16 protein-coding genes are annotated in these 15,469 nt (G+C 43.9%); 9 read left to right on the plus strand and 7 right to left on the minus strand.

What is annotated here, in order from left to right; all coding sequences use genetic code 11:
• Positions 1–11: 11 nt before the first annotated feature.
• Both ICL80_RS17640 and ICL80_RS17645 read left to right on the plus strand, forming a co-directional pair.
• A complete protein-coding gene (locus ICL80_RS17640; RefSeq protein WP_194214030.1) occupies positions 12–899 on the plus strand; it encodes a hypothetical protein in 888 nt (295 codons plus the stop codon).
• Positions 900–1,027: 128 nt separating this feature from the next.
• Positions 1,028–2,128 (plus strand): Fic family protein, encoded by a 1,101-nt coding sequence (locus tag ICL80_RS17645; protein WP_194214031.1) that lies wholly within the window; start codon positions 1,028–1,030, stop codon positions 2,126–2,128.
• Between the two features lie 28 nt (positions 2,129–2,156).
• On the opposite strand, the gene ICL80_RS17650 is transcribed toward ICL80_RS17645, so the two are convergent.
• The 4 genes from ICL80_RS17650 to ICL80_RS17665 all read right to left on the minus strand — a co-directional run bounded on the left by ICL80_RS17650 (position 2,157) and on the right by ICL80_RS17665 (position 4,953).
• Positions 2,157–2,465: a hypothetical protein gene (locus ICL80_RS17650; RefSeq protein ID WP_194214032.1), complete on the minus strand. Its 309-nt coding sequence runs from the start codon at positions 2,463–2,465 to the stop codon at positions 2,157–2,159.
• 2 nt (positions 2,466–2,467) lie between these two features.
• The gene (locus ICL80_RS17655) at positions 2,468–2,971 is read right to left on the minus strand and encodes an antirestriction protein ArdA (RefSeq protein WP_194214033.1); all 504 of its coding nucleotides are present in this window, start codon (positions 2,969–2,971) and stop codon (positions 2,468–2,470) included.
• Between the two features lie 203 nt (positions 2,972–3,174).
• Complete coding sequence (locus ICL80_RS17660) at positions 3,175–3,600, minus strand: hypothetical protein (RefSeq protein ID WP_194214034.1); 426 nt, start codon at positions 3,598–3,600, stop codon at positions 3,175–3,177.
• A gap of 57 nt (positions 3,601–3,657) precedes the next feature.
• Positions 3,658–4,953, minus strand: a complete 1,296-nt coding sequence (locus ICL80_RS17665; protein ID WP_194214035.1) for a tyrosine-type recombinase/integrase — start codon at positions 4,951–4,953, stop codon at positions 3,658–3,660.
• Between the two features lie 582 nt (positions 4,954–5,535).
• Here ICL80_RS17665 and ICL80_RS17670 point away from each other — a divergent pair.
• The 5 genes from ICL80_RS17670 (at position 5,536) to ICL80_RS17690 (ending at position 10,970) form a co-directional block, all read left to right on the plus strand.
• On the plus strand, positions 5,536–7,065 hold the full coding sequence (locus tag ICL80_RS17670; RefSeq protein ID WP_194214036.1) for a type IV secretory system conjugative DNA transfer family protein: 1,530 nt from the start codon (positions 5,536–5,538) through the stop codon (positions 7,063–7,065).
• Complete coding sequence (locus ICL80_RS17675) at positions 7,065–7,430, plus strand: plasmid mobilization protein (RefSeq protein WP_194214037.1); 366 nt, start codon at positions 7,065–7,067, stop codon at positions 7,428–7,430. Before ICL80_RS17670 ends, ICL80_RS17675 begins: the two co-directional genes overlap by 1 nt.
• Positions 7,431–7,524: 94 nt before the next feature.
• Complete coding sequence (locus ICL80_RS17680) at positions 7,525–9,225, plus strand: relaxase/mobilization nuclease domain-containing protein (protein ID WP_194214038.1); 1,701 nt, start codon at positions 7,525–7,527, stop codon at positions 9,223–9,225.
• Positions 9,226–9,252: 27 nt separating this feature from the next.
• The gene (locus ICL80_RS17685; RefSeq protein WP_228073670.1) at positions 9,253–10,059 is read left to right on the plus strand and encodes a type IV toxin-antitoxin system AbiEi family antitoxin; all 807 of its coding nucleotides are present in this window, start codon (positions 9,253–9,255) and stop codon (positions 10,057–10,059) included.
• The gene (locus tag ICL80_RS17690; protein WP_228073671.1) at positions 10,056–10,970 is read left to right on the plus strand and encodes a nucleotidyl transferase AbiEii/AbiGii toxin family protein; all 915 of its coding nucleotides are present in this window, start codon (positions 10,056–10,058) and stop codon (positions 10,968–10,970) included. Before ICL80_RS17685 ends, ICL80_RS17690 begins: the two co-directional genes overlap by 4 nt.
• 83 nt (positions 10,971–11,053) lie before the next feature.
• Here the strand turns inward: ICL80_RS17690 and ICL80_RS17695 are convergent, their stop codons facing one another.
• The gene (locus ICL80_RS17695) at positions 11,054–11,896 is read right to left on the minus strand and encodes a hypothetical protein (RefSeq protein ID WP_194214039.1); all 843 of its coding nucleotides are present in this window, start codon (positions 11,894–11,896) and stop codon (positions 11,054–11,056) included.
• Positions 11,896–12,159: a hypothetical protein gene (locus ICL80_RS17700; protein WP_194214040.1), complete on the minus strand. Its 264-nt coding sequence runs from the start codon at positions 12,157–12,159 to the stop codon at positions 11,896–11,898. Before ICL80_RS17700 ends, ICL80_RS17695 begins: the two co-directional genes overlap by 1 nt.
• Positions 12,160–12,329: 170 nt before the next feature.
• Between ICL80_RS17700 and ICL80_RS17705 the strand changes: the two genes are divergently transcribed.
• Positions 12,330–12,908, plus strand: a complete 579-nt coding sequence (locus ICL80_RS17705; RefSeq protein WP_194214041.1) for a tyrosine-type recombinase/integrase — start codon at positions 12,330–12,332, stop codon at positions 12,906–12,908.
• Between the two features lie 150 nt (positions 12,909–13,058).
• The gene (locus ICL80_RS17710; RefSeq protein WP_194214042.1) at positions 13,059–14,144 is read left to right on the plus strand and encodes a Fic family protein; all 1,086 of its coding nucleotides are present in this window, start codon (positions 13,059–13,061) and stop codon (positions 14,142–14,144) included.
• A 120-nt stretch (positions 14,145–14,264) separates the two neighbouring features.
• Here ICL80_RS17710 and ICL80_RS17715 read toward each other — a convergent pair whose 3' ends face one another.
• On the minus strand, positions 14,265–15,428 hold the full coding sequence (locus ICL80_RS17715; RefSeq protein WP_194214043.1) for a tyrosine-type recombinase/integrase: 1,164 nt from the start codon (positions 15,426–15,428) through the stop codon (positions 14,265–14,267).
• Positions 15,429–15,469: the final 41 nt, after the last annotated feature.

A 15,469-nucleotide genomic window follows, 5' to 3' on the forward strand; every position in this document is an offset into this window, starting at 1 on the left:
GGGAGGATAGTATGGATAAAAAAGAGACATTAGCGAAAGCTAGCGAGATAACCCTCAAGGCTTCAAAAGTAGCATGGAAAGGCAGTAAAATTGCCTCAGCCTGGACCTATGAAAAAAGCAAAGAAGGTATTGCCGCCTATAAACGAAAAGCCAAACGGCAGGCGGTTCTTAAACGGCAGGCTGAAAGAATTGCGGCTGAAGAAGCAGAACAAAGACGCATTGAACAGGAAATTGAGAGGCAGCGGCAAGCGGAAGAAGATGTTAAATACCGCAAAATAGCCCATGATGAATTGTTAAAGCTTTTAGATGATGACTTTAATGTTGTGTCATACGATTTAACGCCTTATGCCCGCTGTATTAATGATGTCCAAGCTGAGAAGTATCTTGCCAATATGATTGTGGAAAGAAAGCAATATGGCGCGAGTTCAAATTCAATATCCCAAGCCCTAGGTCACAATTTAGTTGCTGGTTTTGATCGAAGAAAACAAATCCAGAAGATGAAATTCGACACAAGGCATATGATTATTCGGACAATAGCCGATCTGAGTGAACGGGAAATAGGCATTTTAAAGCTAAGCAGCTTCTTATGGGCACTCGGTGTGATGGCCGACAATAACTTCCAACATCTCAAGATGTCTATTGTTTACAATGGCGGGAATTCAACTCTCAAAGAACATCCAAGTAGTAGTGTATATGTTAGTGGTCAGTCTGATGTACGCATACAAACAGGGATACAGAATTGGTTGAAAGACTGTGTCTCTGCTGCTTCAATCGCCGTTAATGAAGCCATTGCTGAAATCGGTACAATCAGAAACTCCATTGATGATCCTAAGTTAAAATCAATAATAGACAATGAATTGAAAGGCGCCTCCGGTTGGCTGAGAGCCAGCAGTTTTTAAAACCACCACGATAATCGGCTGTTTTACGGCTACTTTATAGCTATTCGATAAAACAATGAGTTATAAAAACTAGCAATATACCTCAAAATACCATATAATATGAGTTATAAATAAGAAAGATATAACTCATGAAATGGAACTGGCAGCAAAAGGAATGGCCTGAATTTAGCTTCAGCACTGAAGAACTAACGCCACTTGAAACACAGTTTTTACAAAACTCTGGCATGTTTTGTGGTGCGTATAAGCACATCACCGATGATGAAAAGCAAGGCCTGCTGATTGATATCATTAGCGAAGAAGCGGTAAAAACATCCGAGATTGAAGGCGAGTATTTAAGTCGCGACAGTATCCAGTCATCCATTAAAAAGCATTTTGGCCTTCAGCCAACATCAGCGCATGTACCGCCTGCGGAACAAGGTATTGCTGATATGATGATGGATGCCTATGAGCATTTTGCTGATCCGCTTACACATGAAACGCTGCACACATGGCACACAATGTTAATGGCTGATCGTAGGGATATTACAAACATCGGCAGATACCGCACCCATGCGGAACCTATGCAGGTGGTATCCGGCTATGTTCACATGCCTTCCGTGCATTTTGAAGCACCGCCGTCAGATACTATGCCTCGAGAAATGGATGCCTTTATTGCCTGGTTTAATGACACAGCGCCAAATGGCAAAAAGCCTATGCCTGCCCTTGCACGAGCTAGCATTGCCCATTTGTATTTTGTGTGCATTCACCCGTATGAAGATGGCAATGGCCGTATTGCCCGTGCTTTAACACAAAAGGCTTTAGCGCAATCTACAGGCCAACCTTCGCTTATTGCCCTGTCGCAAACAATACAAACGCATAAGAAGGTTTACTATGATGCGCTGGAAGCAAATAATAAAAGCTGTGAGATTACAAACTGGCTGACGTATTTTGCAGGCGCAATACTCGACGCACAAAATAATGCGGATACGTTACTGAACTTCATTCTTGCCAAAACCAAACTGTTTGACCGTTTAGCAGGACAGTTAAACATTCGTCAGACAAAAGCTTTGAAACGAATATTCCGTGAAGGGCCAAATGGTTTTACGGGCGGCATGAGTACAGATAAATATATCAAGATCACAGGCACTTCCCGCGCCACCGCCACACGTGACTTACAAGACCTGGTAACAAAACAAGCGTTTATAAAAACTGGCAACTTGAAAGGCACTCGTTACTGGCTGGCCAAATAGTGCAGAGATAAGCAGTCGTAAGTTGTTTCTAAAACAAACTGAACTGCCGAGCATTATTTTCAACTTGCTGCCAGTTGCTATTTTTGGCGGCGTGGTCAAGCCATGCCATCACATATTCAACTGGGTTCTCATACTCAGCCACCGCTTGTGCATGTTCAAAGTGTGAGCGGTAGCCACTTTCTGTAACAGGTAGTGGCGCTCTTTCAGGCTTGACGGTTCTAAGTTCGATGTGAACCATGTTTGGGCCTGATATGTGACTTAGATTATAACTTCTTGCATTATAACTAAGCTCAATTTCATAGCCTTGCCAATGAATAATCTGTGTGAAATTTTCCATGATTAGCACCCCCAGACAATATAGTTGGTGCCGCCAATTTCAACTTCTGAAATATCGCCGCTGATCACAAGGTCACGAGCGAAAGCTCCTGTATCAAAGTAATAGCGTAGGTTTTCTGGCATTTCATCCAGCATGCCGGTGTCTTCAATATACTGTTCTGTATATTCAAGGGCTGAGCCTTCAAACAAGCAAACATCTTCCAACTGACTTAGGATGTCGTCAGATACGCAGCCGTTATAATCAATAAGGTAGATTGCTTTAACAGCATCCTCAGGGTTCATACCCTCAAAGTCATCAAACCACTGTTCTAGGTTCGCCTGATTAACGCCTATTGCTTTGAAAAGTGCCGCGTTATCACCATCAATGAACTGGATTTCATATTCTTCTATATGCTGACCAAATTCGTTGGTATGGGTAGCAGATTTTTCCAAATACTCATCATATGTGCTGAAGTAAAAGCCTATGGTATGCAGGTCATATGGGGTTGCGTGATATACGTTAGTCATTGTCTTTCTCCTTGTTTTGTTTGCAAGAAGAACTTTTGGCTACTAAGGCCGGTTTACCGGGAAACAGCCAGCAACTGTCTTCACGGAAGCGAAGCGCCTCTAGGAGCGGAAGATCAGTTGATTGCTGTCCTGTAGCCGTTAAAAGGGCTTGAATAAAACACGGGGGAAGCAACAATGCTTACATCACGCCGCATAGCCATGACTTAGGCTATTGCAGCACCAAAATCAGGATTTGAATTCTGCTCCCATAACCAGTGATTAAATTTGTGAATGTCTATGTAGATTTTGCGTTCACCTTTTTTGATAACAGCCTCTTCCAGGCCGTTCCAATGGCGTTTACGCAGCCAGTCTTCAAGTTTGCTGGCTTTGATATGGCAGGATTTCAGCAGTTGCTCTTTAGTCCGCAGATTACGAAAATCAGAAACTTCGTCTTTGTCGAGAGAGAGCCAGATGTTGAAACGATCAATGTCTAGCCAGACATTATCATCAATTTTAAGAACGGCGCTGGACAGCATGTTGGACTTACGGTGAAACAGCCACTCGCGCACCGTACCCAACTTAAGGGCTGGCGCCTGACTGACAAGGTCATCCACACTTATCAGGCTACTAAAGTCTACTTTTTTCGTCATACGCCTCCACCAATTATAGGTTGTACCTATTATTATGTAGGGGCGCTCAAATTGGAGTTATGACGTATGCTCAAAACGAGAGGGAGATTCCTTTTCCTCCAAGACTGTATTGGTTAAACGGTTCATCAACCCACGAAGGTGATCGCACGTTAAATGCTGGTACCGCTGAGAGGACTTCATGGACCTGTGGTGCAAAGCTTCCATTACTTCCCTCTGCCCTGCCCCCAGCATGCTCAGATAGCTTGCTGTAGTATGGCGTAAGTCGTGCCAGCGAAAATCCTGAAGCCCAGCTTCCCTCACGGCTCTTTGGAGCCGTCTATCAAACCTCAGTGGCTTATGCGGGACAGCACTATGGAACACCAGAGGGCAATCATATCGGCGTTCTGCATATAAGATGTTCAGCACCGTCATCACCTCATCACAGAGGGGCTTTAAGCGCGGCGACGTGTCCTGCTTTGTGCTCTTCAAGAGCAACACACTGCGCTTCATATCCACAATAACAACAGGGTGTTCGATGACATCGTTTTCTTCCCAGACCATATGTGTAGCTTCAGAAAGACGCAGCCCCAAACCGAGTTGAACTACAAACAAGTAATACGCCCAAAGAGGTTTGTTGTTTTGCACCTTTTCCAAACTCTGCTGAGATTTCAGCGCATCAATAAGCCTTGGCAGTTCATAAGCTCGCGGAAACTTTTTAACAGCTTCTGCTTTCAACTGCGTGGGAAGGCTATCCCAGTGGCGCGGCTTTTCTTCTCCAGGCCACAAATGGTTATGGTCTGATAAAAAACGAGTTCTTTCATCATTGATTTTTAGCTTTTTAACCCTTTGTACCGGGTTACGGTCCACCCATTCCCATTCCAGAATAGCCTTATTGTAAAGAACCGATAAAACATCCAAATAGTTCTGAACAGTTTTAGGCTTGCGCAAAATGGGGGTGCCATCTGCATTATATAATGGCACCGTGGCATGACCTGTCTTTTTACACCTGCCAAGCTTGGGCTGGTTTAAAAGTTTTGTTCGGAACTTGATTAAATCGGCTGGTGTAATGGTACTGAGGTAAACTTCTCCAAGCTCCCTTTCCCACCAATTAAGAACATATTTTACAGCAGCACGCTTTATGGTTGGCAGGTATTCAATACGGTAGCGTTCTATTGCCTCAGTGAGTGTGTATTGTCGAGTGGTTGATATCCCCGCTGTTTGCCTTTGTGTTTTTTCTGTCGATTGTTGGGCCCATAATTTAGCGTCTGTCATACGGTGAAATGTTTTTGAGTACGGCTTTGAACCCTTAATACGTATTTCAGCGCTATAACGCACATCTCCTTTTGACGTATAATATTTTCTTATATGTGCCATTCATGGCATCCTCCATTTGTTAAATTTACCATTTTATGAGATAGTTCATTAATCACCGTACGGGGAGTGATAGGAAACTATCCTATGTTTCTATCCTGTGCGGAATCCATACGGAACGCCACTCAAAAACGAGTACATTTAAGCGGTACTGTATACAAGAATACGGTAAGGGTGTCAGTTATATCAGTTTGAAAATATTGATGTTTTTTATAAAAGGTAAGAAACGAAAAAGTATACAACAGCCGTTCGAATCCTATCTCCCCGACCATTCATAAATTTATTTTTCTCTAATATTTCAGAAGCTTACAAAACACTGCGATGAATAAATTCTGCTTATACGGAGCATTTCCGTAGCAAGGTTTTTTCATGCGGTTTTCTGCCTATGCTTTAGGCACGCATTTCAAAACTGTGATGTTAGTGCAACGTGGCGGTTTGCTTAGTTAAATTCATCTCAAACCACCATCAAAATGCGATTTGGCTTATTTCGTAATTTTAGGCCCAAAAAGCTGATCCTAAAATCTGCGTTTTTCCGCAACTTCATAATCCTTCAGAGCGCAATGAAGCGCGACGGAGAAAAAACCCATGAAGTTATTTATAACCCTGTTTTGGCTCAGTAGTGCGGCTGGCACCACTTTGCTCATCACCAATCTGAGCGCCCTGGCGTTCCCAACCCTGCATCTCATCATCTGGTTTGCCTGTGCTGCCATTATGGGAAGCCTCGCCACTGCCTTTTGCTATGAAGTGAAACGTTTTGTTGAAAAGTTCCGTGCAGGCACCTTGGCGACCGCTCGTTTTGGCAAAGCAAGTGAGTTGAACCAAAGCGGCTTAAACAGCAAGCACGGTCTGATTGTTGCCAAAGCTGGCAGCAAACTGGTGCGCTTTAATAAGCCGGGCCACCTAATCACCATTTCAAAAACACGCGGCGGCAAAGGTGTTAGCAGCGTGATACCGAACCTGCTGGATCATAAAGGTTCGGTGTTCTGTGTGGACATCAAGGGCGAAAACTTTGCCATAACCGCCAGACACCGTGCCCAGTTTAGCCATATTATCAACCTTGCGCCGTTTGAGCATAAATCACACAGCTATAACCCGCTGGATTTCATTCGCCTTGGCGCTGATGAAATTGACGATGCATCCTTAATTGCAAGTCTGATTGTAGTTCCGGGTGACGTATCCATAGACAGCTTTTGGGATAAGGAAGCACGCGCCCTTATCACTGGTCTGATCCTCTACGTTGTACGCCACAAACCAAAAGACAGACGTAACTTAGCAGAAGTACGCCGTCTGCTAACCCTTGGTGAAGCCGATCTGGATGAAGTGCTCGATGTGATGATGCACTCGCCGCATGAGTGGATCAAACGTGCTGCCACTGCCTTTAGCCAAAAGGCAGAGAAAGAACGCAGTGCAGTTATCTCAACCGCTCAAAGCCATACCAAAGTGTTTGATAGCGAGCGTCTGGTTGCCATTACCAACCGCAGTGACTTCAAACTGGAAGATATGAAACGTGACGTGATGAGCGTGTATTTAAACATACCGCCCCATCAAATTGCAGTTTACCGCCCGTACCTCCGCCTGATGGTAGGTCTTGCACAGGCTGCTATGACCAGAAGCGATACTAAACCTGTTAAGCCGGTATTGTTCCTCTTGGATGAGTTCCCAGCCCTTGGCAAAATGCCAGTGAATGGTTTTGCTTACCTTGCAGGGTACGGCGTTTCCTTGTGGGTGTTTACACAGAGCATTGGGCAGTTGCAGGCTATCTATGGCAAGCAGGCGGATGCCATTCTGTCCAATTGTGCTGTAACACAAGTATGGTCTATTGCTGCCGCTGACTTTAAGACAGCCAACCATATCTCGCACACGCTTGGCGATACGATGGTCACAACTTACAGCGAAACCCGCTCGCAAAAACACCTGTTTGCAGCAAACCGAAGCTATAGCGACAACCGCAATCAGCGTACCCGCAAACTTCTAACGCCTGACGAGATACTATGCCTTCCTGAAAGTAAAACTCTGCTTTTTGTATCAGGAACACGACCATTCCTTGTAAATCGTGTCATCTACTATAAAGATAAAGTCTTCAAAGGCATGTACGACAGTTGGGGGACTGAGTAATGGCACGACCGGGTAAGATTCAGGCGCAGCCGCGCCCGAACAGGCTTTATGTTTATTTTACCGATGACGAACTAAAACAGGTTCAGGAAGCCGCAGATATGACCGGTTTACGCATCTCAGTTTACCTGCGTCAGCTTGCCCTTGCTCAGCAGATACGCCCCGCTAAAAGTCGCCAGAGCAAAGAGCTTATTCAAACCTTGAGCAAGTTAGGTGCTGACCTGAACCGAGTTGGTAACAACATCAACCAGCTTGCCCATGCTGCCAACATGGCCGGGTACGACCCGGAGCGAATATTCTTTGAAGATGCCTTAAGTGAGCTGCAAGGAACGGTCAACCAGATAACCGATGCGATTAAGGAAGCTTAGGGTGTGCCATGTATAAACAGTTATTCCAGAGTACACATCAACCGCTACCAACCAAACAAGCGCCTTTAATAATGCCCCCGGAGGCTCTCCGGCGATGATTGCGAACCACATAGCCTTTGGTGAGAGCTTCCAAGCCAATATCCATTATAACCTCTATGGCAATAAGGCTGAGCCTAACCCTCATAAATGCGCCTGGCATGTGTCCAAAAACATGTTCACCAGCGACTTAGATGCTGCCGGTAATATTATGGAAGCCACGGCATCAAACAGTAAAACGCCAAAGCCTTCTTATCATTTTTCCATAGACTGGGATCGTTCCGAAGAACGCTTTTTAAATCAGGAAAAATGTATTGAAGCTGCCGATAAGGTGCTGGAAAAGATTGGTCTGTCAGAGCATCAGGCGCTGTATTTTTGGCACGTTGATGCTAACCACCCCCACATGCATGTTGTTGTAAACAGGGTGCATGAACACACCGGCATTGCATGGGATGTTTGGAAGTCCAAAGAGAGGCTTGAACGAGCCACCCATGAAGTTGCCAAAGAAATGGACTTCTTGCAGGTTCCCGGCAAACACAATGAAATGGACTATACCCCTGATAAAGAACGCACCGCAAACTCCAGCCGCAGCGAACGGGCTACTTCAGAGCAATTAAAACCCTGGGCAAAAGAAAAGATACCCGACATCAAAGCCGAGATTGGCAACGCCTTTTACCACGCTGAAAGCTGGCAGGAGCTGACCAGCACTTTAAGTGATGCAGGTTATGAGCTGCGAACTAAGGGGCAAGGTTATATTATCACCGATGGCAGCAATTACACCCAACTTTCCAAAATGGGCAAGCAGGTTCGCATGGATAAGCTGGAAGAAAAGTTTGGTGAAAAGTTCGCACAGCAACAAAACCACAACCCACTTGCTCTTGTTCATGAACACAGCCCACACTCTAATCTGGACGAAATACCGGACAGAATTGAAACAGAGTTGAAGGATAAAGTTGATAGATGGGAAAGGCAGGAACGGCTTCAAACGGGTAATGACCGCCCTAGCACCACTGACAGGCGTGTTATAGAGCTATCTGCCCTACTAGATAGCATCGAAAGGTTTGATAACGGCTGGAATGAGAAAAAGTCAGCGGCTGCTATGATGACAGCTACCAAGAAGGTAAAGCAGCAGCAAAATTATTTGGAACGAGCTGAAGACCTGCTTAAACACCACCAGCAGGCAGCCTACGATCTTATTTTTGCTTCCTACAAAAAGCCTGAGCCTGACAAAGGGCTAAACACTACTGAGAAAATAAATGATGCCCTGAAGGACATGAACAAACGCCGCCACAAAACCCCAAAGATGGAGCGTTTGATCAAAGTCTTGAAGTGGCGAAAACAGAAGATACAGGCAGCTCACAGGAAAGCTAAACGCCATAAAGAGCAAATGGCAAAAAAGATGAAAGCCAAGAACAAAGAAAAGCTTGAACGCAAGATGTTTTACCGCATGCAAAAAATGGCTGAAGCCAAAAGCCGTGTAACAACACGCGAACTGGAAGTTAGTGCAGCTCACGCCAAAATGCGCCGAAGCGTGCAAGCCCATGACCATAATATTGCCACCAGAAAGCACCTGAAGGAATGCCGTAATAATCTGGTGAAGAACATTCCTAAAGAAGCAATCATGAACGCTGATGTTTCATGGAAAGAGAAAAAGCGCCTGTTCGCCGCATGGTACGCCGAACAAGACCTGAAAAAAGCAAAAGAGCGCGATAATAAATATGAGCGTGATATTGTGGAGCGTGATCCGTATGATGATTAAACAGTAACCACCGTTGATGTTATTTCTTTGGCAAAAGTTTATTTTTATGTCAATATTAGTACTATGAGTACGAATAAAGAGATAAAAATAAACAAATTATTGCAGTCAGCTCCGCATAACACGGTTTGGCTAGCATCATGGTTGGCTGACCAAAACATATCACATGACCTTCAACAGAGGTATGTAAAAAGTGGTTGGTTGGAAAAGGTTGGCACTGGGGCGTTCAAACGTAAAGGTGAAAAAATAAGCTGGCTTGGGGGTGTTTATGCAGTACAAAAGCAAGCTCAAAGGCCCATCCATATAGGCGGTATGACAGCATTACGCCTGCAAGGTTTCGCCCATTATTTAAGGTCAAGAGAAAATCTCCAGCTTTTCTCGCCCAATGGCATAAATTTACCAAGATGGTTCACTAACTATAAATGGGATGAAGGAAAGCCCATATTGTATCATTCTTCCCTTTTGTCAGAGCACAAAAACAGCTTTTTAGAGCATAATCAAAATGGGTTTGACGTTACTGTCTCTTCTCCAGAAAGAGCCATATTGGAAGCTATATATTTGACTCCAAAGCAACTGGATATGGTAGAGGTCTACCAAACCTTAGAGGGACTTGCCAATCTGCGCCCAAAACTGTTGGAAAAACTGTTGGAGGAATGTACGTCCATAAAAGTAAAACGCCTGTTTTTATTTATGGCGAAAAAAGCAGGACATCAATGGGCAGACTTTATAAACACTGACAATATAGACCTTGGTACAGGCAATAGAAGCCTTAGTACAGGCGGTGTTTTTATATCTGATTTTAAAATAACCATTCCAAAGGAATTAGCTGAACTGTGATAACACAAGAGTATAAAAACCAAGTCCAGCTATTGCTTAAAATTATCCCTGCTGTTGCTGAACAAAAGTGTTTTGCCTTGCATGGTGGCACAGCAATTAACTTGTTTGTTTTGGATATGCCGCGTCTGTCAGTGGATATAGACCTAACATATCTTCCTTTGCAAAACCGTGAACAATCCTTGCAGGGTATCAATGATGCTCTGCTTGCCATCAAAGCAAAGTTGGAAGCTAATGTTCCAGGCATTAAAATATCAAGCAAGGTTCAGGAAAATGCAGATGTGAAACTGATCTGCGATGATGGTACCGCAAATGTGAAAATTGAAGTAAACACTATTAAACGTGGCGTTCTCAGCCAGCCTTCCATACTTCCCGTTACAGACGCCGTACAGGAAGAATTTGGCATGTTTGCTGCCATGCCTGTTGTGCCTGAAGATGAGCTATGGGGAGGCAAAATATGTGCCGCACTTGATAGGCAGCACCCTCGTGATCTGTTTGATATGTTCAAGTATTTTGCAATGGGCAATAAATTGGAAGTTTCACGTAAGGGCTTCATGTTTATGCTGATGGGGCATGATCGCCCATTCCATGAAGTATTGTCACCGTCTAGACAAAATCAGGAAGATGCTTTTACCAGAAAGTTTGCTGGCATGACATCAGAGCCATTCACCTATGCAGACTATGAACAGACCAGAGAAAAAATCTGCAACAATATTTTAGATATTTTAACTGACGAAGACAGAAAACTGTTAGTCAGCTTTACTGACTGCACACCTGAGTGGGGTGAGTTTGCTGTTTTTGAGAAGTACCCTTCTATAAGGTGGAAGCTACAAAACTTGGAAAAGTTCAAAAGGCAACAACCGAAAAAACACGCTGCACAAGTTAAGCAACTTAAAGAACTTCTTTTCACATAAAACCTTGCCAATCTAGCAAGCCTAACCTTGACCCCAATGCAACAGTATTGTACATAGTGTTGCATTGATATAAGCAATTGATATTATTGACACTTTAAGAACATATGGTAGTTCTCGTTATCCTCAGCGTTTGGATAATAAGACATACTGGTTTTGTCGTTAATGGTAAACCGCCCCGCAAAGCCAGCATCATTTGTGCGAGTTAGAGTTTTGCCATCACGCTCAAAAGTCTCGATACCTTTATTTTGCCAGCCATCCCCGTATGTTGCGGCATACAAATAATTTGCCTGAAACTTGTTATCTTCAACTTTTCTGTAATCAACTTTCCACTGCACATTGCGATTCATAAAACCTGTGGAAAGTGCGCACCAGCGACCTGCAATAAAATCCAAGTTAGGTGGATTTTTAAACTCAGGTGAGGCTTTGCCATCTGTGAAGCGGCATTCATCCATGTAAATCCAGCCGTTTTTCAACTCATAAACCTTGCCTTTAACAGACATACGTTCACCATAGGGTAGCTTTAACGCCAGCTTTTCATGGTTCTTGTTGTTCAACACACAGGCAACACCACCACGCCTAAAATATCTATCAGCAGCTTCACGGCTTTGGGCTGGTTTTACCCCACTAAAGATAGACCCCTGCAAAGTAGCAACGTCATAATCATAGCCAATATAAACAACCACTTTGCCGTAATAATCGTTATAACCAGCCTTAAGAGCCTGCCCTTTAACAGTGGTTGTTTCCCCACGCTTATCAACCATAAACTCGCTTTTGCTGCGCAGAACGGTTTCTATGAGAACACTTTCTTCTTCTGCGACAGCAGGGCGAAATTTAAGCGGGTTAAAAACTGTGGTTCCCAAGCCTGTGGTTTGACAGGCAGTAAGAAAAACCAGCAACAATGCTGGCACAAAGTTAATAGCTTTCATCAGTTTTCCTTTGAGGTTTTCTTTTGAAGAACAACTTGCAGAACGAAGCCAAGCACCCCACCAACCACGCCATAAATGCCAACATGCATAAGTTGGTCTTTGGCAATTCTCTGTTCGGAGATGAGTTCGCTTGAAAAGCCTTGGAACAATTCGAAAAAGGGTATCTTGGCAAAGAAGACTGCTGGACGGGTTTGGTCGCCAATAAGCAAACCAACAATAATGCCCATTAACGGCAAAAATTTAATAAGTGTTTTGAAATCCATGAAACCACCTGTGAGCAAGCATTTGAGACACATGAGGACAAACCTCATGCAACACTATGTACAAAAGTGTTGCATTGTCGCCCCATAGGGGTGTGGTGAATTTGGGGGTTAAGTAACTGTTTTTGATGCAGGTTTCTGTACATCACAGATGGGAGCAGCAAGAATGAATTATGATAAACACATATTCACTATACAGTGCTCAGGGTAAACGGCTTTACCTTACCCTTGACGAACGTAAGGCTTTCTTAAAAGCTGCCAAACACCAACCCGCTAAAGTAAGAACGCTTTGCGAGCTTTTATATTATACCGGCTGCCGAATTAGCGAGGCGCTGAATTTAACTGCTGACCGAGTAGATACGGCAGCAGGCGAGATTATTATCCAATCCCTGAAGAAACGCAGTACTACACCGCACTTCCGCCCCATACCGGTTCCTAGAACCTTTATTAGCGAGTTGGCGGCTGTACATGCCTTAAACAGCGATGAAAGCACATTGCTGTGGGACTGGTCACGCTCACAAGCATGGCGGCTGATTAAAGATACAATGAATAAAGCGGGCATTAACACCAAAATGCCTTACGGAACCTGCAAAGGACTGCGCCATTCCTTCGGCATTCACGCCGTAACCCACAACGTACCCCTAAACGTGGTGCAAGCCCTACTCGGACACGCCAACATGTCCACCACATCTATCTATGTTGATGCTGTTGGCGACGAAAGACGGGTTTTGGTTAGTCGGATGTGGAAATAGGTCTTAGTTTATTTTTATCTGCCTATTCATACTCACAGTACAAAAACCAATACAAATATAAACTATATGGTCGTTTATTGGAATTTTATTGGAAGTTTCTTGGAATTTTGTTAGTATTTATCTGATGATAATAAACAAGAAAACCTGTAAATGTTTGCTCCAAAGTATAAAATTACCGCTGAAATCACCAATTGTTTGATGGATATAGAAGCCAGCAGGCAGGCTGTTTCTGGCATGCCTGTTACGCTTGCCGTATTAAATTCACTGCGTGAATCTGCGCGGCTGACATCAACGCACTATTCCACCCAGATTGAAGGCAACCGCTTGACGCAAGAACAGGTTGCAGATGTTATTAAAGGCAATAGCTTTCCCAATCGCAAGCGTGATGAAAGCGAAGTTAAAAACTACTATAAGGCACTGGCTTATGTAGACACCCTGATTGAAAATACTGAGACTGTATTATCAGAACAGAACCTTAAAACCATTCATGGGCTTGTAATGGATGGCCGGGAGCGGCCAACAAAATATCGTGACGGGCAAAATGTTATTCGTAACAGCTCTAGCGGTGACATTGTGTATATGCCGCCTGAAGCTAGCGATGTAACAGTCCTGATGCAGGAACTTGTTATCTGGGTGAATGACCAGATGCAACAGTCAGAACTGCCCGCCCCTGTTATTGCAGGCATAGCACATTATCAGTTTGCAACAATACACCCATATTATGATGGTAATGGCAGAACCGCACGGTTGCTCACCAACCTTATTCTGCACAAAAGCGGTTATGGTCTGAAGGGTATTTATTCACTGGAAGAATATTATGCCAAAGACCTGCAAAGCTATTATGAAGCACTGACCGTAGGTCCAAGTCACAATTACTATATGGGCAGAGAAACCAGCGATATTACCGCATGGGTTGCTTATTTTTGCCGTGGCATGGCAGAAGCATTTGCTGCTGTGCGTCTTAAAACGGCAGAAGCGGCGAAGGAAACATCACAAACAGATCAAAGTTATTTGCTGCGCGAACTGGAAACACGACAAAAGCTTATCCTGGCACTATTCAGGGAAAGCAGGTTTATAACCACCCTTGAAATTGCTGAAGCTTTAAAGCTGCACAGGCGTACCGCCCTGAACCTCTGCAAACAATGGGTGGAAGATGGTTTTCTGGTGCTTCATGGAACCGCCAAGAAATCCACCAAATACGAGCTGGCTGCAAAGTGGATAACACTTATTCAGTAACATTCTTTCTTAGGGGCATTTACCATATTTTTATTAACCGATGGTCACCAGTACAAATTTACAATAACAACCTCACCTTATTTGCTCATGGAGCAGGTGAAGTTATTCCTTAAAAACTGTCTATGCGCCTATGAGGCTCAGTTTTTTCGGTCTTTCTCGGCGGATATTAATTGCCGCAGCATCCAGCCTGTTTTTAATGTGAGTAGCATAGTGCTTCTCGATCATTTCAACAGAAGTCCTACAATTCTTGGCGATTTGGTAAATATCAGCACCTTCTAACAAACGTAGACAAATATAGGTATGCCGCAAGCTATAGGCGGTGCGTCTATTACCTTCACGGTCAAACTTCAAATCCTGTTCTTCCAGAATTTTATTAAATTGCTTTTTGTGGTTTGCTGGGAAAAGTAAATCCGTTTTTGCAGGATTGTTTCGTACAACCAAGCGCTCAAACGGTTTCACTGCACCAATAGTGCTTTTGCAATAGCCAACACCACGTTTACCGCGCACTTCAATTTCAAGGATGCGTTCACTAGTGGATTCGTCGTCCACAATTGTAACATCTCGGTATTCAAGGCAGTTAGCTTCATCAGGGCGAAGTCCGGTGTTTGCCATAAACAAAACATAATCATGCAACTGCTCGGCAGCCCATTGCCAATGTTTACCCTTTGCTTCTCTAGCTTTTTTACGGGTAGTTTCATAAAGTGTTTTGTAATCATCTGCTGAAAACCATGCTCTATGAGAAACTTTACTGGAAGACCTGTAAGGTTGGGCAATATCCGGAACATGAGAAAGCCAGCCATGACGTACCGCAGTTTTAAGAACCTGCCGCAAAGTGACAGTTTCATGATACAAGGTGCTACGAGCTGGTATCTTGTGACCACTATCACCACTCAAGCGGTGAATGCGATATTCCTGAACGACACCAGAAGTAATTTTGGAAAGCTCCATATGCCCAAAATATGGAAGAAGGTGGACCCGCAGTCTAATATGGTGCCCCTCCACATATTTTGCACTGCGCTGACCTTCAGTTAAAACTTCATATTCACGGACAAATTGATCTGATGCCTGTTTGAAAGTTTTTTCGCTGCTCAGTTCACCGCGTTTGTTTTTACCGCGCAAATCAAGATACCAGTCTTCCGCAAAATCTTTTGCAACAGACAAGCTTTCTTCTTTGGTAGTAACACGCCGATTCTTACCTTTTACATAAGCTGAGCACTGCCAAACAGAACTGTTTTCTCGCTTATAAAGATGGACTTTTCCGCCCATGATGGTGTGTTTAGCCATAATACCCCAAAAGTCTGAAAATGTGTAAAGACTGTGTAAGA

The organism is Kordiimonas pumila (assembly GCF_015240255.1).
GTDB lineage: Bacteria > Pseudomonadota > Alphaproteobacteria > Sphingomonadales > Kordiimonadaceae > Kordiimonas > Kordiimonas pumila.

Bases quoted from the DNA above. Each gene is read 5' to 3' on its own strand.
- ICL80_RS17650 (WP_194214032.1), bottom strand. From the start codon at position 2,465: ATGGAAAATTTCACACAGATTATTCATTGGCAAGGCTATGAAATTGAG.
- ICL80_RS17640 (WP_194214030.1), top strand. From the start codon at position 12: ATGGATAAAAAAGAGACATTAGCGAAAGCTAGCGAGATAACCCTCAAG.
- ICL80_RS17700 (WP_194214040.1), bottom strand. From the start codon at position 12,159: ATGGATTTCAAAACACTTATTAAATTTTTGCCGTTAATGGGCATTATT.
- ICL80_RS17665 (WP_194214035.1), bottom strand. From the start codon at position 4,953: ATGGCACATATAAGAAAATATTATACGTCAAAAGGAGATGTGCGTTAT.
- ICL80_RS17695 (WP_194214039.1), bottom strand. From the start codon at position 11,896: ATGAAAGCTATTAACTTTGTGCCAGCATTGTTGCTGGTTTTTCTTACT.
- ICL80_RS17710 (WP_194214042.1), top strand. From the start codon at position 13,059: ATGTTTGCTCCAAAGTATAAAATTACCGCTGAAATCACCAATTGTTTG.
- ICL80_RS17705 (WP_194214041.1), top strand. From the start codon at position 12,330: ATGATAAACACATATTCACTATACAGTGCTCAGGGTAAACGGCTTTAC.
- ICL80_RS17675 (WP_194214037.1), top strand. From the start codon at position 7,065: ATGGCACGACCGGGTAAGATTCAGGCGCAGCCGCGCCCGAACAGGCTT.
- ICL80_RS17655 (WP_194214033.1), bottom strand. From the start codon at position 2,971: ATGACTAACGTATATCACGCAACCCCATATGACCTGCATACCATAGGC.
- ICL80_RS17645 (WP_194214031.1), top strand. From the start codon at position 1,028: ATGAAATGGAACTGGCAGCAAAAGGAATGGCCTGAATTTAGCTTCAGC.
- ICL80_RS17680 (WP_194214038.1), top strand. From the start codon at position 7,525: ATGATTGCGAACCACATAGCCTTTGGTGAGAGCTTCCAAGCCAATATC.
- ICL80_RS17660 (WP_194214034.1), bottom strand. From the start codon at position 3,600: ATGACGAAAAAAGTAGACTTTAGTAGCCTGATAAGTGTGGATGACCTT.
- ICL80_RS17670 (WP_194214036.1), top strand. From the start codon at position 5,536: ATGAAGTTATTTATAACCCTGTTTTGGCTCAGTAGTGCGGCTGGCACC.
- ICL80_RS17715 (WP_194214043.1), bottom strand. From the start codon at position 15,428: ATGGCTAAACACACCATCATGGGCGGAAAAGTCCATCTTTATAAGCGA.